We start from the raw sequence: 19,239 nt of genomic DNA on the forward strand, positions 1-19,239 counted from the left end.
CTGGGATGATTGATTACAGGTTTTCAATGGTAATACCGGGGCCGGTTTCTGCCAGGGGGAAGCCGAAAATACGGCTGTAAAATTCCAGTTCTCCCTCCAGGGCCATTTTTATGCTGTCTCCACTGCGAAAGCCGTGCCCTTCATTGGCAAAGGTGATATAGGCAACCGGGATACTGCGCTCTTTAAGGGCTTTAACCATGGTTTCCGCCTGGTTTGGTGGTACCACCTTGTCTTCCATGCCCTGAAAAAAAATCACAGGGCAGTTCAGCTGCTCTACATGATGAATAGGAGAGCGTTGCTGATAGATCTCCTCAGCAGATGGCCAGGGGCCTACCAGCTTGTCCAAGTAGCGGGATTCAAACTTGTGGGTGTCTTTGGCGAGGCTGCTCAATTCGCCGATTCCATAATGGCTGGCTCCGGCTTTGAAAGTGTTGTGAAAAGTCAGTGCCGCCAACACGGTATAACCACCCGCGCTACCACCTTTGATCAGTAGTCGCTCTGGATCTGCCAGACCTTGATTTACCAAGTATTCGGCACCGGCACAGACATCTTCCACATCATAGATGCCCCACTTATCGGTAAGGCGATCGCGGTATTCTCGTCCATAACCGGTACTGCCGGAATAGTTCACATCCAGAATGGCGAAGCCTCGGCTGGTCCAATACTGTACTTTCAAATTGAGACCGGCAGAGGTGGCTCCTGTAGGACCGCCGTGGCTAAAAACAATAAGCGGGGGTTTTTCGCCCTCAGGTGCCTTGAAGTCTGGGTTCTGCGGTGGATAGTAAAAGCCGTGTACCTCCCGCCCATTGACACCGAAATTGATTGTTTGGGCACGGGAGAAAAGATCCGCGGGCAATTCACGGTGGTTACTGCTGGCGATAACCTCAAGCGCCTCACTTGCTTGGTTAAAAGAGACGATTGCAGGGAAGCTGTCACTTGCGGCGGCGATCATTATCGCTTTGCCACTTTCACAGCGCAGACTCTCGATATCGCAGTAGGGCTGATCGATCAGCTGGTGTTCGCCAGTACGGGTATTCAGGATGGCTAGGTACCAAAGACCATTCTCGGTGTAGGTACAGAGAATTTCCTCGGCACTGATAAAACCATAAGTGGACATGCCAAACACCCACTGCGGAGTGGCAAATTCAGCATCCTTTTTCCACAGAGGCGTATCTTGCCCCAGCTTATATAAATTCCACCAGTTGTTGCGGTCGGAGACATAGTAAAGCTCTCCCTGCGGCGACCACTGGGGCTGGAAGATGGATTCGTTATCTCCGCCAGCCACTTGCGTAATCTCGGTGATTTCTCCCTGTTCATTCAACCTGGCCTGGCACAGCTCGGTGCCGTCCCAGGGGAGGTTGGGGTGATGCCAACGTAAGAAAGCCAATTGATCCCCGTTGCTGTTCAGGGTGGGGTTTGAGTAGAAATCTGCTCCCTCAACCAATACCTTGGGCGCTGTAGCCAGAGGCGCCTGCAAGTCGATAGAGATAATCCGTGCCCGTGCCTCCGTACCCTGAGCGTGACCACTGTCGTCTTCTTCAATACCAATGAGGCGATTTCTTTTTATATCGAGGTGTAGGTCTGCATAGCGGGATTCGTTTTCTGGGGTGATGGCTTCGGGCAAGTTACTGCCGATCTCCATACGGTAAATACGCTGATCTTCCGCCAGCACAAAATACAGGGTGTCGCCGTGAACCAGGTAGCTACCACCGCCGTATTCGTGCGCCTTAGAGCGAATACTCAGTGGGGCGGGCGTGAGGTCGCGCCGTCCATTTTGCGGACAATATTGCACCAGAACATTGCGCCCCTTTTCTGAGGGGCGCGACTCTAGCCAGTAGTAACGCCCATCCACCAGGCTGGCTTCCGCAAGGCGCACACTGCCTTCTACTAATAGTTCGGCGTTGATCGCGGACTTCCAGCTGCCATAAGGGGTGGAGATTGTCTTGGGGTTATTACTCATCGGGTGCCAGTTTCCTTAATTAGATTTTTTCGCATTCTGCCGGGCCTGTTTTGACGACACAAGGTGCCTTTTTACAGGAAGAGGCCTATGTTAGTCTCTATGGAACCAAGCAAGCGCTTGGTGTTGGGGTTTGATACCACCCCACAACAAACCCAAAGTATGGATGCGGCTCTGGGTATCTCGCGCAGGGTTGAAGCGCAGATACTGAGAGCATGGCAATCAGCGGAATTCGGCAAAGCTTAGTGCGCCGAATCTAAAGCGGCCCAAATAAAGATAATTCAGGAGAGCCTGCGATGTCTGATGAAGTGGTAATCACCTGCGCCCTAACCGGGGTGCTCACCAATCCGCAACAACACCCGGTTCCGGTAACGCCGGAAGAAATGGCAAACTCGGCTCGCGAGGCCTTTGATGCCGGGGCTTCCGTTATGCATGTGCACTTTCGGGCTCAGGAGCCGGGCAAGGGGCACCTACCCAGCTGGGACCCGCAAGTGGCGTTGGAGATAGCCGATGCCATCCGTGATAAGTGCCCCGGCGTACTTTTAAATTTCTCCACGGGCACTATTGGCCGGGACCAGCGCGGCCCGCTTGAGTGCTTGCGTGCCGGTAAGCCGGAAATCGCCGCCTGTAACGCTGGCAGTTTGAATTACTTGAAAGCCCGCTCCAACGGCAGCTGGGCCTGGCCGCCGATGGTATTTGATAATCCGGTGGACAAAGTAGAGGAGCTGCTGGCGGTCTGCCGCGAAACGGGTACCAGGCCTGAGTTCGAGTGCTTTGATGTGGGTATCGTCCGTTCCGTAGGTATGTATGCCGATGTAGGGATGGTGGATAAGCCCAACTACAACCTGGTGATGGGGGTGGCTTCTGGTATGCCTGCCGATCCGGAGTTGTTGGCATTGCTGCCTAAATATATGCATGCGGACAGCTTGTGGCAGAGCACAGTGATTGGGCGTGAGGATATCTGGCCGGTGCATCGCAAAACCGCGGAATTGGGAGGCCATTTACGCACTGGGGTGGAAGATACTTTCTATTTGCCTGGTGGCGAGCGCGCCTCTGGCAATGGCCAGCTGATTGAGGCTTTGGCTGTGGTCGCCGAAGAGTGTGGCCGCAAGGTGGTTTCTCCAGAGCGGGCGCGGGAAATCTTCTGCTAGCGCATTATTCCGTACACAAATTAGAGCGGCGCTATCGGTGTCGCCTAATTATCCCTTGGGAATCGTTTTCCTTCCGGCTCTCCACCGCTTTCTAGGGCTCAAAGTGAGTTTTGAGCGCCTTGTTTTCTTTTCTTTAGTCTTCTAAGCCTGCCTGGATTTCTTGGGTGCCAGCAAAGAAGGCGTTTCTTTTCCTCAATGTCTGTACTTGGCCTGCATGGTTATCCGCCAGTTAGCACGGCAGTGACTGCTAGTCTTTAGTGGGAAAAGCCGTTTCCAGCCGTTGGCTGATCAATAAAAAAACAGTCTCTAGTAGGGAGCAGTGGATGCAAGAGTTGTTGGACCGAATAATCAGGGCGATTGATTGGGCCAACCGGCTTTTGTGGGGGGGAATTGCAGGGGAGTGGTGGCTCGGTGTCCTGATTATCGCTTTGCTGCCCATTGGCCTTTACTTCTCTATCCGCAGCCGTTTTATCCAGTTCCGTCACTTTGGCCATATGACCATGGTAATGGTGCGCGGTATCCACAAAGATCATCCGGGCTCAATTTCCGCCTTCCAGGCATTTGCCACCAGTGCCGCGGCTCGAATTGGCACCGGCAGCTTGGCGGGTGTTGCTGTGGCCATTACTGCTGGTGGGCCTGGATCGGTTTTTTGGATGTGGATGGTGGCCTGGCTCGGTATGGCCACCAGTATGGTCGAAAACACCCTTGCACAGGTTTACAAAGAGAAAGGGGAGCAGCCGGGAACCTTTCGAGGAGGGCCGGCGTACTACATCAATAAAGGCCTAGGCCCTAACTGGAAATGGCTCTCGGTGAGTTTTTCCATCTTTTTGCTGTTGTGCTACGGCTTTATTTTCAACTCTATCCAATCGAATACCATGGCTACGGCCCTTAATGACGCCTGGGAAATCAACCCCATGTTGGTGGGGGTTGTAGTGGCCGTAACCGCGGCCATTATTGTTTTTGGAGGCATCCGTTCTATCGCTCGCTTTGCTGGGGTGGTAGTGCCTTTTATGGCCATCGCTTACTTAACTGTGGCAATGGTGGTTTTACTGATGAATCTGGGAGATTTGCCCAAGATTCTAGGTACGATCCTGAAAAATGCTTTCGGCCTAGAGCAAGCCGGAGCGGGGGCCCTGGGGGCAGTGGTTTCTAATGGGATTAAACGTGGTCTCTTTGCCAATGAAGCTGGGCTTGGGTCTTCACCGAATGTTGGCGCGGCAGCAGATGTTAAGCACCCATTGGTACAGGGCTATGTGCAAATGGCCTCAGTTTTTTTGGATACCATTGTTATCTGCACCTGTACCGCGGCGATTATTTTAGTTGCTGATGTCTATATGGTGGGTAATGTGGAGGGGGTTAAGCTGGCTCAGGATTCCCTCGCGAGCGAGGTGGGTTCCTGGGGAACTGGTTTTGTGGCCTTTGCACTGCTGTTCTTTGCCTTTACCTCGATTATTGGTAACTACTATTACGGCGAGACCAATATTTTTTATCTTTACCACACCCCCGTTTCTATCTTTTGTTACCGGATAATTTTTTTACTGTTTATCTTGTTTGGAGCCTGGGTTTCCTACAGTGGAAGCACCGAGAATTTCACCCTGCTTTGGCGGATGGCAGATGTTGCTATGGGATTTATGGCTTCGACCAATATATTGGCTATTACCCTACTTTCCGGTGTCGCCTTCAAAGTATTGGGGGATTATGAGGCACAACTTAACAGGGGGGTGAAGGAGCCGATATTTGATGCCCGGAAATGCGACATTAAGGGGATAGACCACGAAGTGTGGGATCGAGATTAAGTACACTGCCCGCAGAGTACTGGCCTCACGGGCAGGTTAAATAAAAAAAGTTAATATTAGAGAGCAGGCTTTTGAATTGCTAGATAGAGGATAAAACCAACTTGTACTATTGCCAAAACCGATGCAATCATACGGGTGCGCTGAGACGCAGACTGGCGAAGTGCGAAGAAACCGGCAATCACATAACCGAAAACCAGTCCGATCTTCACTGCGAGCCAGTGAAAAACAGCCGGGTTCCAGCTACCAATAATAACCAGAGCTATAGCAGCAGATAACAGCAGAGTATCATTGGCGTGAGGCATCCATCGCAGGAAGGTCTTTCGCCAATGCGTCTTACCAGAGAATTCCATTCCCATCCGCAACAGAAAAAGGGAGATGCTAAGCACTGCAGCGGTGATATGGGTATGCTTAATTAGTGTGTAGGTAAACATCTTATACGGCTAATGATTTAATTCAAATAAATGCAGTTCTTATAAACGGTGTAAAAGATCACTGGGTTTGCTAAGAGCGCAGTTCAAGTCGTTGTCGATGATAACGGCCCTTCGCAATTCTATGCAATAGTGAGTTAAGAGGGCGAACCCATCGCTCTGATTTTGTTGGTGGGGATTACTGATTCAGCGGAAGTTTAAAAGCGAAAGCTGAAAATTTGCACATCCTTGTGCCGGGCTAGCCGATTCCATTCTTTTGATGTTAACGGCAGGGTTAGTTCAAGTTGCCGATGCGCCCATACTTCATCCTACGGGGAACATTGTGCTCGGCACGTATCATATTCTCATTGATGGCTAAAAGGTCATTGGGGATATTATTCTGGTCATCACTCAGGCCTACTGTGGCTATCTCTTCTTTCGGCTCCATAGATCCTCCAACCCAAATCCAACCTGCGGTTCTGGTTGTGATCATATTATTGAGATTGGACACTGTTGTATTGATATATATGAGGTTGTTGCCACCATTGGTAACCCTGGCCATTAGCAGTCCATTACCTTGCTGACGGAATACACTATTCATGGGATTTTGCCTTTGGTCGGCAAGGTAGGTGGAATTGGTAGCGCCTGAAAGATGTAGGCCACGATTACAGCGGTCGGCATGTACCAGCTCATGGGCCAGCGTAATATAGCTTGGGCAGTTGCCCATAACTACAGTTCCGTTATTGGTAAGATTGGCTGTTTGAAAAACATTGTTATTCCACATAACTACGCCACTGGCGCCGGTGCTCATCACTTTCGCCATAAAACCCTGGTCGGCACTTATCAAGGGAATATAACTCTTGAATCCACTCCAGATCTGGTCTTTCAGCCATTTATCGGGCCTGAATCCCAGCGCATGATGTTCGGTAATTCGTGTATCGTGGCGGCTGGCAATCAGGCGTCTTACCAGTGTTGTGCTGTTGGCCCTGAGACCAGCAGCGGTCAGAATGCCCGCGCCTTCACTCACCCGTAACACATTGCGACCACCGGTACGATATTTCTCGGATGTGTAGGCAAGAGCAGTGCCAACTCCGCCTAACAGGGTGTTAAGCGCCGTTCTCACCTGGGTAATAAAGACGATGTTATTTGAATCAATACAGAGTCCCATTTTTATTCTCCTTATGCTTCATGGCAGATCTTGAAATCAGAGTTTTTTTGGTGTGGAAGAATTGGGAATAAAAATTCCCATTGTGAATTTTCTGAGGGATTGAGAGAGTGTTCGTTTCAGAGCAGAGGGCCGAAGGCGGGAAGGGGATTGAGAGCTCTATATGCCCAGGTATCCCACCACTCTGAGCGGAATAACGATTCTGCTTCTGGAGCAGAAAATACAGCTTAGCCAGTACATCCATTGATAGTTGACCAAGAGCAAGACTTATTTGGCACTTTTTCAAACCTTAATAACATTTGGTACAAGTTGCCATACTTTTGTAAAATTTTACTTTTATTCAAAAAATATTTGCTTAGTACTGGTTTTTCTTACTGTTGGTTGATGTTTTTGTGGGCAGGGTGGACGGTTTAGGGGGGCGATACTGTAGGCGTAATACTTAACCTGGCTGGTGCGGGTCCTTTGTTCAATAAAATTTGGCTAAAGATTTTGTTCCTATGCAAAGTGCTGCATCGTGGTATTGCCTCGGTTTTCGTTGAGTGTGCTTTCTAGGTTGTAATTTTTAATTGAAGCTAAGTCTGTGATGTTAATCAGCTTGCCTTCCGTAATTGCTCCAGGTTTATAAAATGCTCTTGTGGCATCACCTGCTCTTACAAAATGATCCTGAATTAATGGCGTCATGTAACTAACAAAAACAAAATGTCTATGAATAAAAATAGCCTTTGTCTAGATTGAAGTGAAACTTGCAGATAACTTTGATCCTTTGCCACAGGTTATCTGTGGCCGATTGATATTCTTGAACTCTCTCCCATGTTAAGTAGACTTAACCGCTTCGACTGGCCGTGAAACGAGATTGTTTACGGTCAAGTGAATACAAGGCTTATTAAAGGATAAGGTGACATGCTAAAGGCAGAATATCATGAGCGCGGCCCAGTGCCCCAAGATGTGATTGAAGCGGTTTCATTTAGCGAGCCGGAGCTGAAAGAGGGGCAGGTATTGTTGGAAATGCTGGCCACACCCATTAACCCCTCTGATGTACTCACGCTGACAGGTGAATACGGCATGTTGCCGCCTTTGCCTGCCGTCGGTGGGAATGAGGGAGTTGCCAAGGTCGTCAAGCATGGTCCAAATGTGTCGGGGCCGGAAATAGGTCAAACTGTCTTGTTACCCGTTGGCAGTGGCACCTGGGCTAGCCATATGGTGGCGGATGCCAAAGGGCTTATCCCTCTGCCAAATGAGGTAGATCCCATACAGCTCTCTATGATCACTATTAACCCCCCCACGGCTTACCTCTTGCTCAGTGAGTTTGTCGACCTGAAAGAAGGGGATTGGGTGATTCAAAACGCAGCAAACTCCGCGGTGGGAACCTATCTGACCAGCTTAGCAAAAACTCGCGGCCTTAAGGTAGTCAATGTTGTGCGCAGATCTTCACTGATCGAGCCTATGCTAGAAGCCGGTGCCGATGTGGTACTGGTGGATGGTGAGCAGGAAGAGGAGAGCCTTGCTAAAAGGGTTCAAGCTGCAACCGGAGGTGCTGAGATTCGCTTGGGCATAGATGCCGTCGGGGGAATGGCTACTGCTAGATTGGGCGAGGCCCTTAGTGAAGGCGCCACGCTGGTAAACTATGGCGCTCTGAGTGGTGAACCCTGTCTCCTCGCGCCAGGAGTGATTATCTTTAAAGATATTACCGTACGTGGATTCTGGCTGGCCAAATGGTTTGCAAATGCTTCCCCTGAGCGACAGCAGGAAGTTTTTGGAACGATTACCAAGTTGGTCGCTGAAGGTAAATTGGCAGCACCGGTACATGCAACTTACCCCCTTAGTGATGTGAAGGAAGCAGTTAAAGTCGCCGCGGCGGGTGAGCGCAATGGCAAGGTTCTTTTAATTGGTGAGTCGCTGAACGTTTAAATCACGAACAATTGGCCGGTCGTAAAAGCGCCCACTTACCTGTTGGTGCCCTTTGGGGGCACCATACAACAGGAATTGCGACGGTAGCCCAAAGCTTTAGGTTATCCAAACTTTACTTCCTAGCCAGCTGGTTAAGCTTCCTCCGAAGAAATCAAGAATCTATAAAGTATAGTTTTCGAAATGAATAATGTGTAAATATGCAATCTGCGCTAAGAAAGCCCGCTAATTAAAATAGTTTACCAGCCGCTCAGATCTTCTATGTCCTCTCCCCAGGAGCTAGTAGTCTCCCGCTCTATAGTACCGGTAACAACCTGGCTATTTTCTTCCATTTTCGAAAGCTCCAGGTTATCCATAAAGTCCCACAAAGGAGATTTGCTAATGTGCAGGGCTTTTTCGCTGGGAATATGATATGGAGGCCAAAACTGGTCTGGTGTATATGCGATATGCAAAAGGTGTTTGTCTGACAAATTAGTATACAAATTAAAACACCAATTTAGGCCTCTGTTTCCATCAATTATTTCGTACCAGTTCCTTCCCTTGAACTTATACTCCTGGATTTCATCGGGACTCCAGGCGCTAAAGAAATCCCCGCTTCCGAGTTCTTGTAAGTGATCTAGGTCATTTTTATGCTTGTTGAATATAAATTGCATTAATTGGTTGTGATTAGTGAGGTCGAAAACTTCAGATTTGGACGGGTCCCGTATCTGGATCACTCGGATCTCGAAGCAAGCAGTGCCAACAATCCAGGCATCGTCTGGCCCAACATCTACACTGCAGCCGACACTGATTGAATGAAATTCAAACCAAATATAGGGGCTCTTATTGTCCCAAAGTGGTTGTCCACCATAAAATCTTGGATAGCTATCCTCTTTGTCGATAGGTGTAGTATATGGGGTATAACGGTGCTCCCCATAAGTTTGTTGCTCCAGCTTCCCATTAAATGATAGGTGCCATTCGCCTAGGTCGTAATGATGTATGGGTAGCGCATCGAAGGGCAACCAGTAAATATCATTAAGTTGCTCGATAATAGGGCGACCTAAGTCCAGTGAGTCCACCTGGGCCATACTTAACCCCATCTACTTTTTAGTGTGCTGCTAATATGCATAAGCGCCTCTAAAAAAGTCCACTTACTGTCTACGTGGACGAAATAGATTTTATTAATCAGCACTAAAACAATGCACTTATCTGTTGAGCCCAATCATTAGGAATCATTAATCGCGACCAGCTAACTAAAACGGTTTACCAGCTGCTCAGATCTTCTGTGTCCTCTCCCCAAGAGCTTGTGGTCTCCCGCTCTATAGTACCGGTAACAACCTGGCTGCCTTCTTCCATTTTGGAAAGCTCCAGGTTATCCATAAAGTCCCACAAAGGAGATTTGCTAATGCATAAGGCTTTTTCGCTGGGAATATGATATGGAGGCCAGAACTGGCTAGGGATATATTTAATATATAAAAGATGCTTGTCTGATAGGTTGGTATATAGGTTGAAGCACCAATTTACGCCTCGGTTACCATCAATTATTTCATACCAGTTCCTTCCTTTGACCTTGTAGTTAACAATTTCGTCTAAATTCCAGGCACTAAAGCGATCCTCGTGCCCCGATTTTAGCAAGCGATCTAGAGAATCCTTATGTTTTGCAAATATAAATTGCTTTAACTGGTTGTGATCTGAGAGGTCGAAGACTCCGGATCTGGATGGGCTCCGTACCTGGATCACTCGGATCTCAAAGCTAGCGGTCCCAACAACCCAGGCATCATCAGGCCCGACCTCAACACTACAACCGTTCCTAATAGGCTGGAGCGTAAGCCAAATGTAAGGACTTTTACTGCCCCATAGGGGTTGTCCCCCAGAAAATCTTGGGTAGCTTTCTTCATTGTCAATTGGTGTACTATACGGCGCATAATTACAGTCGACGTAGGTTTGCAGTTCCGGTCTCCCTGTAAATGACAAATGCCAGTCACCTAAGTTGTAGTGGTGTACAGGTAATGCATTAAATGGCAGCCAGTAAATATCATCAAGTTGTTCAATAATAGGGCGGCTTAAATCCAGAGCATCAACCTGAACCATGCTCAACTCCAGTCACTTTTTATTGTATTGGTGGTATTCATAAATGTCACAGAAGTAGTATTGCATTTGCCATTTTTACTGAAATATTGACTTTGTTAATTAACACTAAAGCGTGAATTTATTTGTAGAGCTTACGTGACTTAATGTGTGAGTGGTTTATTAAAATATTTCACCAAGCTTCAAAGCCCTCTGTGTCCTCTGTCCAAGAGTTTGCCGACTCTCGCTCAATGGTACCGGTAACAACCTGGCTACCTTCCTCCATTTGGGAAAGTTCCAGATTATCCATAAAGTCCCATAAAGGAGATTTACTAACGCGCAAGGCTTTTTCGCTGGGGATATGAAAAGGTGGCCAGAACTGGCTGGGGGTGTATGATATATACAGAAGATGCCTGTCTGACAAGTGGGTATAAAGGTTAAAACACCAATTTAGACCTCGATTTCCATCAATGATTTCATACCACTTTCTACCCTTGATTTTGTACTCTTTGATTTCCTCGAGGCTCCAGGCGCTAAAAGCGTAATTAAACCCAGAATCAATGAAATGATTTAGATTATCTTTGTGTTTATTAAAAATAAATTGCTTTAACTGGCTGTGATCAGAGAGGTCGAATACATCAGATTTAGATGGTTCTCGTATCTGGATCACTCGGATCTCGAAGCTAGCGGTGCCAACAATCCAAGCATCATCCGATCCAACATCAACACTGCAGCCGGCATTAACTGGGTGTAACTTAAACCATATAAAGGAACTTTTATTGTTCCAGAGGGGCTGCCCACCATAGAATCTCGGATAGCTGTCTTCATCGTCGATGGGCGTAGTATATGGGGCATAATGGTTGCCTCCATAAATGTGATTTACTAACCTTCCGGTAAATGATAGGTGCCAGTCGCCTAAGTCGTACTGATGTACAGGTTGCGTATCAAAGGGTAACCAGTAAATATTATCAAGCTGCTCGATAATAGGACGACTTAAATCCAGCGAATCCACTTGAGCCATACTCAACCCCACCCATCTTTTAGGTTTTCTGTGATCTCTGAGACAGCCCTTGAAAAAGTACGGTTATTATCACCACTTCCCATATGTCTATTTTGGTAGTAATTGTTGCCAGCTTCTATTTTCTTGTAGAATTGCCCCCAGGAAATCTGCATTTTAGTTAGACCACTCAGTGCTTCATCACCATCCTTTATTTGGTGCGCTTTACTGGCTATATCCTCCAGGCTATGCCTGTAACTAGTCTTTTTCGTCTGTGCACCTACAGCTTCAATTTCCCTCATCAAAAGCCCAAGATTCTCTCTGGGGTTGACAAAATAGAAACAGTGCTGTTGCAGCTTTTTTCCTCCGGCTATCTGGCTAAACTCCTTCAAGGTGCGGTGAAGCATCTTGGCACCCTCTCCGAAAACATACCAGTGATGTTTTAAGGTTTGATCTCTCTCATCCCAGGGTAGCGATTTATATAGTAAGCGGGCGAGCTCTCGAGGTCCGGCGTCTGGTCCGGAGAGCTTCTGAACTCCAGTTTTCCATACTCCGAGGTCATCGACTAGATAGCTAGGAGCATAGTAGAGAGAAAAACTATTGCTGAGCTGATTCTGGTTTGCATTTCCTGCGGTCTTTAAGTAGTCACCATATTCTTTTGCAGTAGACAAGGCATCATATTTAGTACCATCAAAGAAAGCGCCAATTGCTCCTATTACTGTAGGAATAACATCTTCTTTGATCGGTTCTGCTCCCCATCCTTCACTGCCTAACTTTGAGAGATAAAATCCTGCCGGTAGAGATTCTCCGCCATAACCTCCATTGGCCCGCTTGAGCTCAGTGATATAAACACCGGGGCCTCTATTGTCACTATTCCCTTCTTGAAACACTATATATGTAACCTGTACAGCCCCTATATTATCGCGATGTTGAAAGCCGTTACTTTGGTTGCTGTCGGAGGTAATCCCTGCAGCGGTACTACTGAGCTGATTTATTTGTCTTGCAGTTTTTCTGCCTGTCTCTGAGGTGATATCAATCAAATCAATAAACCGAGAAAGTAAATTGGGATCGATAAAAACAGGCCTTCCTTTTTGGCCCTTAGTGGTTTCGTGGAAAAAGATAAAGCGTGTGTAGTCCGTATTGTGAGGGTTGGCCATATATTCTCATCCCTGATGATTGTTCATCTTTGCGCTTAGGCTCTAAATCCATTGCGCGATCTTATCATAGAATGATCGGATATCCGCCAGCCTCCACTGTCGCCCATGAGTGTTTTTGTGTGATCTGCATCACACAGGGAAAATCTGGTACGCATGTAATATTTTGAATTGTGGATGGTAATTTCAATGCCTTATTTAGGTGTAATTGGCTGTAATTTTTATTGATGAGAATAACCTTGATATAGTTATTTGTTATGTGGATATCTATGGCTTTATTGGATTGTACTTATTATTTAAAGTATTAACCTCCCGACTTCTTGGTGATTTGTTTTGTTATGTTGTGGTGCGTACTTTTTTTGTTTCGAAAATAGTTGCTTTTATTTTTTGTGTGAAGAATCTACTGTAAACAATAACTTGCCACTTAATCCAAGTTCTATTCCTTTCATGTAACCGGTTTTATTGAAAATATGAGAGCGTCTAACAAGATGGTGCTCATCGGTGAAGTTGCTGGCCTGATTTTTTTGGCTGGTTTTCAGGTGCGGCGTTTGAATTTATTTTTCCGTTAAAGTGTAGGTTCTGTTTCTTATTTGGCTTGTCAATTTGAGATTCTAATAAACTAATAAATTAGTTTGGCCCGTAAAACGCGGGGTAGTCTTAATCCGCTTGCCGGTGCGATTTAAATTTGGATTTATGTGCAGATCAGTTGTGTGGCCTGCAGGAATTGCCACTGTTATCATTTATATGTCGCTCATATAGTCTAATTAAGAAAACCCGATGAGAATTATTTTTGTTTTTTTTAATAGTTTGTTAGTTTTTATTTCTAGTGCGTCTGGCCGGCTAGTCAGGTTTGATTCCGCTCTATGAATTGATTATCAGTTTGGTTAATATCTAAGAGCTCTGACTTGGGGTTCGCGGTCTTTTATAGGGCAAAATAAAAATAAATATTAACAATGATGTCACGATAGTGACACAGGTATATCATGATAAGAAAAAACCAAATGGCCCAAGTGTCATCTTTGGGGCGGTTAGTAATTTTCATAACAGGCCTGCTTCTGGCTTCAGTTGTTAAATCGACTACCACTCAGGGTGTGATGCAATTATCCCTGCAAGAACAGCTGGATAAAGATGTCCCTTTCAATCATTCCCAATGGGTGGGTACCCATAACTCCTATAATGCGCGTGAGTGGGATAGTGCCTATTGGGCTGATCCCAATCAGGATATATCGATCTATGATCAGCTAAACTCCGGTGTGCGAGAGCTTACCTTAGATGTCGGTGATTACGGAACATTCCTTGGAGAAAATCAATTACGGTTATGTCATGGTATCTGTGCTGGTGGTGAAAAGAAATTTCGCAGGGGGTTGGAAAGCATTGTTCGGTGGTTGGAGGAGGGGAATCTTCAGTCAGTGATAATGCTAAAGCTTGAAATTAACTCCGATCATTATGGCCAGATAGCAGACCAGTTACGTGGTGAGTTGGGCAGCTATCTTTATGAAGCTAATCGCTCAGGTGGGGGCTCGAATAGCTGTGTGGGATTGCCGGTGGATTCTATAAGCAAGCAGGATGTGTTGGATGCCGGAAAGAATGTAATTGTTATTAATACGGACTCCGTATGCCCGCAGTCTGGAAGGTTTAGGTCTGTGGTTCATTTGGGCCTGCAATATAGGAATTTCTATAAGGATAAATTTAGCAAGCCTTCTGATTCCAATGCCTGCGAGCTAATAACATCTGGTACTAGGAAGCAAATGACTCGGCTGCATGATCCAAGCACCCTCTATGGTATTGGCAGCGGTGGTAAAGGGCCGCAAGACAAAGAAATTACCGAATCCAATGTGAGTGGCTACCTCTCCTGTGGCCTTAACATTTTTGAGATGTTCTGGTTCAATGGAGATGGTAGTGCGGGGCACCTTGAGCCTGACGACTTGCTCTGGTCTTGGGAAAGCACAGAGCCTAATAACTGGCGTGGCAATGAGAATTGTGCTGTTTCTAAGGCTAATGGCCGTTTTAATGATGTCCCTTGCCTAAATAGTTATCATTTTGCGTGTCGTGATGGAAACGATTGGAAAGTTACTTTCACTGAGGCGGACTGGTCCCAAGGAGAGGCAGCCTGTACTTATGAGTATCCAGGATCTGTTTTTGATGTTCCCTACAATGGTTATGACAATGCACGCCTTATGAAAGCCAAGAGAGCAGCCGGAGTTTCTGTGGTTTGGTTGGCTTACCATGACCAAAACAAGGAAGGTGTATGGCAGCGAGGCTCTAAAAAACAATAAGATTGTTTATTTTCAATAATTGGGGTTGTGGTTACTTTTTGTTCTTTGCCATAAAAAGTGCAACACAGCCCTGAATTCTAATAGAGTGTTCAGAAAACCTACTTTGTAAAAATTCTTCTAAATCTTCCTTGCAGTCTTGGGTGTTAGAGAATATTCCCTTCTTATTGTAAAAGGCCATCAATTTTTTGGCGATAGCACTTTTGTGTACCCCCTCATGTAATAGTGTAGAGCCGAAGACGATGCCGTGATCTGAAAGTAGTGTATTAAGGTGGTCGATTGCTATAAGCTTTTCTGAAAGTCTGCCCGGTAAGCAATGGAACAAGTAGTTGAGAGAAATGGAGTCAAAAGGCTCTACATTGCTAGGCATTTCATCGAGAACATTTGTGCGAAACTTTATAGGCTTATATCTTGCCACTCGTTTGGCGGAAACCTCTAAACAGTTCGGGTTCAAATCCATAAGTCCCAGCCTAACCTGAGAAGATGGGAAGCGACAATTATCCATAAAGTAGCCGGTACCAACACCCACATCCAAATGGTTTGCACTGGCGTATTGATCGAATTGCTCAAGAATTATTGGGGTTGGACAGTGCCAGATATAACGATTTGACAAATAAAGCACCCAAAAATCATAGAGCCATAAATGTGTCTTGGAATATACGGCTTGGCCTTGCCAGACCTCTTTGCTGATTGTCACGATGCCCTCCAAGATATTTAATCAGATAATTTATGATGGGCTCATCATTAATTGGGTTAGTGTTCACTCTGGCCAAATTTTTATCTTTAAACCTTAACGTTTCTATCAGGTAGGGTCAGAGTGGCGTTAAAGTTATCTCAACTTTTCCTGAGTTGGGTTCTTTGAGTTTACTCGTCAAAGTTATGTCTTTTTGTTCTTTAATGTCAGTATCTATAGCCTGAATTCAGCGCCATTTTTGTTCGGTTTACATCCTCATGGCTATACTAGCTTGCGTCTGTACCAACCCTTGATAGATTAGTTAACTCCAACTCGAGATAGTAATATATGACGAGACCAGCATGCTAGCCGCCCTTTTTTGAAGAAGAGGGGGTAGCTCCCCGTGAGCGAGCGCCATCGATTGATGTGGTTGAAGAATATGCTCGCCTACTTGTAAAGGCAACTGTGCCTGGATTCGATCCAAGTGATATTACTCTAGATAGCGATAATCTTCTGATCCGGGGTGAGCATAAATGGAATCATGAGATCAAGAAAGATAAGCCTATTGGCATAGCGTGTACCAGAGGAATGCATTGTAGACGCTTCCATCTTCTAGGGGTCGCCGACCCAGTGAATATTTCTGCCAAAGTTTAAAAGATGGTGTTTGAACGGTAAGTACCGCTAAGCGTAAGGTTTCTAAATCTAAAAATTACAATTCAGTAATTGCTCGCATGTAGTCCGGCGGATGGCTGTTGAATTACGCTAGCTTTAGTTCCTATTTATGGTGACCCAGTACCGATTTCTTATTTCTTCACCTATAAGATTTAAGTCCCACTTCTTTACTTCCATATCTAGGTGCTGGTTTTTATCTGTATTGCTTGTTAATGCTCAGTACCTGGCTGTTAGGTTGCTAGTGCGTTTAACTGTAATTTTCAAATTTTATGAATTGTTGAGGAAAAGATGATTTTACTTAGATCTTATGTTGGATGTATTTGTCTTGTCCTAGTGGCTACTTTTTCTTTTTTGGGTCCTCCGCTGTATGCAAGGTATTTTGTTATAAATGAAGATAAGCAGTCTGTATTTGGTGAGCAGACCTTTACTTTGATTGAACACCCAACTTCCGATGAGTCTTTTAGTCAGCCGAGCTATACACAAGTTTCCATGGCGCCTGGAGATACGGAGTATGTTTACGTCGCCACATTAACCCATGGGGTTATTGCCTATCGTTACCAGGTATCAGACAAAGTGGAAGGAGGGTTCGAGGATGATTTCTTGACTGCCGTATCTGGATCTGTGTTTGAGAGCACCCGAAATCCCCTTAACGGGAAGTGTAATGAGGGCAACCCAGGCCGGTCTCCAGGAGATAGTTGCCATGGTGCGATTGGTATGGCTTTTCACTATGACCCCAATGCGATCAATTCACAAACGGGCCTTCCTGGAAAGGTCTTTATGTACCTAGCCCCTACCGTGGTCTTACATAATAGTGGTGGCAGTGACTTCTTTCAGAATATTATCCGGCTCAGTGATGATGATGGTGATCGTATTTGGGGAGAAACCCAGGCCGAGGGGAATGCAGTCGATGAGGTGCGCCAAGTTATTGCCGAGTCCTTAAGTGTCGCCCACCACCAAATCCAACACTTGCATGTCAGTGGTAACTCTCTCTTTATTTCTCTGGGGTCAAGAGGTGATACGCAAACCAATGAGCATGCTTATACGGCAGCCGTTTTATTTATTGAAAATCTACTGAAGCTGGAAGATACCGCAAGTTCAAATATTGCTTGGTTCGTTATTGGAGGTGATTTGGACCCTGATAGTTTTGGTAGTCATGCTGAATATCTATCGGCACTGCGTCAGGAACATGACCGTGATATTCAGGTGTTTACCAGCGAGGATACCGGGAAGATACGTAGCTACGCCCAGGGATTGCGCAATCCATTTGGATTGGCTGCAGATTCTCAAGGAAGCTTGTATACCACAATGCATGCAGTAAATGATGCTTCTTCAATCAATTTCCGCTGTCCTAACCCTACTGCTGAGGATGGGACCCCAAGGGATCAATTTTATCAGCTGATAAGGGGAACCGATTATGGTTGCCCTAAGCGGAATAGTACCGTGGGTGACTGGCGTGATGAACAAAGTGCGGAGCCGAATGTGATTGTGACTCAGTCGTTGGGACTGATAGAGCCAGACCCCTCTCAACAAGGGAGGCCTGTTTTAATGCTCGAATATAATGCAGAAAAGATACCTCCCAGCGGAATTGATTTTGTGACGGCGGCTGGTAGCTATTTTCAGAGTGTAGTTATGGGGAGCTGGAGTGAACAAAATTCGGTATTTCTTTTAAATCAAACAGGTGGTACCTGGGTATTGGATCAGTTAATTTCCTCAGGCCCACATCAACCCCAAAGCACCAAGTTTTTAAATGGAATACTTGATATATTTTCTGATAACAATGGGGATTTATTAATGGCTTCTCATCGGGGAGAGAGAGGAGGGCTTGTTGGTTCGGGCATTTGGTATGTGGATGTTGAAGATGCTTTAGTTGCAAATCAAGCTCCAGTTTTTATAGATGCCTCCATTAAAGATCATACAGTACAGGTGGGTGATTCATTCTCCTTCTTTCCTTCCTGGCATGACGGAGACGAGCAGGATACGGTCAATATGGTCTTTTCAATTGTTAATGCGCCAGAATGGTTGGTAATCGATAGCAGAACGGGAGAAATTTCTGGTACGCCCTCTTGTTCGGACTTGGGGACCACTAACGGCATACATTTTGAAATATCGGATGGCATTGCCACGAATAACTCCAAAGTATTTTCGATGGTGGTTGAGGGAGCCCAGTGCGGCTTAAAAATGGAGCATGGCGTTTTAACGAATGTCACCAGCAACTGGCAAACGGTTACGCTTGAAAACCACTATGACAATATGGTCGTAGTCGCAACACCAGTTTATACCTCTGCCCATGTGGCGACGGTACCAAGAATACGTAATGCACAAGGTAATACGTTTCAGGTAATGGCTCAGGATGTCATGGGTAACGGTAGTACGGTATCGGTGTCTCTAACTTATATTGTGGTGGAGCAAGGGGTTTATACGGAACAGGCGCATGGCGTTAAAATGGAAGCGCAACGAGTGACTTCCAGCCTTACAGGGCAAAAGGGGAACTGGGAAGCCGAGGATCGGCAAATGCTTAATGCAGAGGATTATGTAGAGCCGGTGGTTATAGGGCAGGTAATGACCTATAACGATAGCAATTTTTCTCATTTCTGGAGCGCCAGTGAGTCAGGCATAAAAGATCTGGGGTTGCCGGTTGAAACGGCATTTGTTGCGGGGAAGGGGATCAGTATCAATTCCGGAAGCCGTTTAAATGAGCAGCTTGGGATGATCGTCGTTGAAGCAGGTACCTATGTGGTTTCCGGTGTGCAGTTCACCGCAGCGGTAGGGCCGGACCTCATAGAAGGCATGCGTAATAGCGGAGAGTCTTTGTATCCCACGGCAGTGGGGAGCCATGCCATTGCCTCAATTATGGGCGTTGATGGTCGTGATGGTGGTTGGCTAGTGTTGAATGGAGACCCTGGGAGCCCAACGGGTTCGCTTTCATTAAAAGTGGATGAAAGTGGAACGGGGAGAAAGCACGGCTCTGCGGAAAGAGCCGGGTATATTCTTTTCCATTAAGGATTTTTCCATTAAATATCGGTACAAATAGGATAGGCTGCTG

Annotated in this window: 16 protein-coding genes; 7 read left to right on the plus strand and 9 right to left on the minus strand. The window is 46.2% G+C overall.

The features are described from left to right. Positions 1-13: 13 nt before the first annotated feature. Entirely contained in the window at positions 14-1,960 is a 1,947-nt protein-coding gene (locus tag ACXAFI_RS07200) for a S9 family peptidase (RefSeq protein ID WP_475108243.1), read from the minus strand. Positions 1,961-2,047: 87 nt separating this feature from the next. On the opposite strand from ACXAFI_RS07200, the gene ACXAFI_RS07205 reads away from it, so the two are divergent. The 3 genes from ACXAFI_RS07205 to ACXAFI_RS07215 all read left to right on the plus strand — a co-directional run bounded on the left by ACXAFI_RS07205 (position 2,048) and on the right by ACXAFI_RS07215 (position 4,904). Beyond that, complete coding sequence (locus ACXAFI_RS07205; protein WP_475108244.1) at positions 2,048-2,203, plus strand: hypothetical protein; 156 nt, start codon at positions 2,048-2,050, stop codon at positions 2,201-2,203. Between the two features lie 50 nt (positions 2,204-2,253). Next, positions 2,254-3,108, plus strand: coding sequence for a beta-keto acid cleavage family enzyme (locus ACXAFI_RS07210; RefSeq protein WP_475108245.1), 855 nt, complete (start codon positions 2,254-2,256; stop codon positions 3,106-3,108). Positions 3,109-3,431: 323 nt separating this feature from the next. Beyond that, entirely contained in the window at positions 3,432-4,904 is a 1,473-nt protein-coding gene (locus ACXAFI_RS07215; RefSeq protein WP_475108246.1) for an alanine/glycine:cation symporter family protein, read from the plus strand. 56 nt (positions 4,905-4,960) lie between these two features. Here the strand turns inward: ACXAFI_RS07215 and ACXAFI_RS07220 are convergent, their stop codons facing one another. The 3 genes from ACXAFI_RS07220 to ACXAFI_RS07230 form a co-directional block, all read right to left on the minus strand. After that, on the minus strand, positions 4,961-5,335 hold the full coding sequence (locus tag ACXAFI_RS07220) for a SirB2 family protein (RefSeq protein ID WP_152453877.1): 375 nt from the start codon (positions 5,333-5,335) through the stop codon (positions 4,961-4,963). A gap of 271 nt (positions 5,336-5,606) precedes the next feature. Further along, positions 5,607-6,479 carry a M91 family zinc metallopeptidase gene (locus ACXAFI_RS07225; RefSeq protein WP_475108247.1) on the minus strand — a complete coding sequence of 291 codons (873 nt, stop codon included), beginning with the start codon at positions 6,477-6,479 and terminating at the stop codon, positions 5,607-5,609. 492 nt (positions 6,480-6,971) lie between these two features. Next, positions 6,972-7,157, minus strand: coding sequence for a hypothetical protein (locus ACXAFI_RS07230; protein ID WP_475108248.1), 186 nt, complete (start codon positions 7,155-7,157; stop codon positions 6,972-6,974). 219 nt (positions 7,158-7,376) lie between these two features. Here ACXAFI_RS07230 and ACXAFI_RS07235 point away from each other — a divergent pair, with 219 nt between their 5' ends. Next, positions 7,377-8,384: a zinc-dependent alcohol dehydrogenase family protein gene (locus ACXAFI_RS07235; RefSeq protein WP_475108249.1), complete on the plus strand. Its 1,008-nt coding sequence runs from the start codon at positions 7,377-7,379 to the stop codon at positions 8,382-8,384. Positions 8,385-8,620: 236 nt separating this feature from the next. Here the strand turns inward: ACXAFI_RS07235 and ACXAFI_RS07240 are convergent, their stop codons facing one another. The 4 genes from ACXAFI_RS07240 to ACXAFI_RS07255 all read right to left on the minus strand — a co-directional run bounded on the left by ACXAFI_RS07240 (position 8,621) and on the right by ACXAFI_RS07255 (position 12,581). Beyond that, on the minus strand, positions 8,621-9,448 hold the full coding sequence (locus ACXAFI_RS07240; protein WP_475108250.1) for a hypothetical protein: 828 nt from the start codon (positions 9,446-9,448) through the stop codon (positions 8,621-8,623). 175 nt (positions 9,449-9,623) lie between these two features. Beyond that, positions 9,624-10,451, minus strand: coding sequence for a hypothetical protein (locus ACXAFI_RS07245; RefSeq protein WP_475108251.1), 828 nt, complete (start codon positions 10,449-10,451; stop codon positions 9,624-9,626). Positions 10,452-10,620: 169 nt separating this feature from the next. Beyond that, on the minus strand, positions 10,621-11,448 hold the full coding sequence (locus ACXAFI_RS07250) for a hypothetical protein (RefSeq protein ID WP_475108252.1): 828 nt from the start codon (positions 11,446-11,448) through the stop codon (positions 10,621-10,623). A gap of 2 nt (positions 11,449-11,450) precedes the next feature. Next, positions 11,451-12,581, minus strand: a complete 1,131-nt coding sequence (locus ACXAFI_RS07255; RefSeq protein WP_475108253.1) for a hypothetical protein — start codon at positions 12,579-12,581, stop codon at positions 11,451-11,453. A 998-nt stretch (positions 12,582-13,579) separates the two neighbouring features. Between ACXAFI_RS07255 and ACXAFI_RS07260 the strand changes: the two genes are divergently transcribed. Continuing rightward, complete coding sequence (locus ACXAFI_RS07260) at positions 13,580-14,854, plus strand: phosphoinositide-specific phospholipase C-related protein (RefSeq protein WP_475108254.1); 1,275 nt, start codon at positions 13,580-13,582, stop codon at positions 14,852-14,854. 31 nt (positions 14,855-14,885) lie between these two features. Here ACXAFI_RS07260 and ACXAFI_RS07265 read toward each other — a convergent pair whose 3' ends face one another. Then, positions 14,886-15,548 (minus strand): class I SAM-dependent methyltransferase, encoded by a 663-nt coding sequence (locus ACXAFI_RS07265; RefSeq protein WP_475108255.1) that lies wholly within the window; start codon positions 15,546-15,548, stop codon positions 14,886-14,888. A 402-nt stretch (positions 15,549-15,950) separates the two neighbouring features. Here ACXAFI_RS07265 and ACXAFI_RS07270 point away from each other — a divergent pair, with 402 nt between their 5' ends. Further along, complete coding sequence (locus ACXAFI_RS07270) at positions 15,951-16,178, plus strand: Hsp20/alpha crystallin family protein (protein ID WP_475108256.1); 228 nt, start codon at positions 15,951-15,953, stop codon at positions 16,176-16,178. 306 nt (positions 16,179-16,484) lie between these two features. Continuing rightward, positions 16,485-19,196, plus strand: a complete 2,712-nt coding sequence (locus ACXAFI_RS07275) for a putative Ig domain-containing protein (RefSeq protein WP_475108257.1) — start codon at positions 16,485-16,487, stop codon at positions 19,194-19,196. Positions 19,197-19,239 lie beyond the last annotated feature (43 nt).

It is taken from the genome of Microbulbifer sp. ABH2_005 (genome assembly GCF_056160005.1).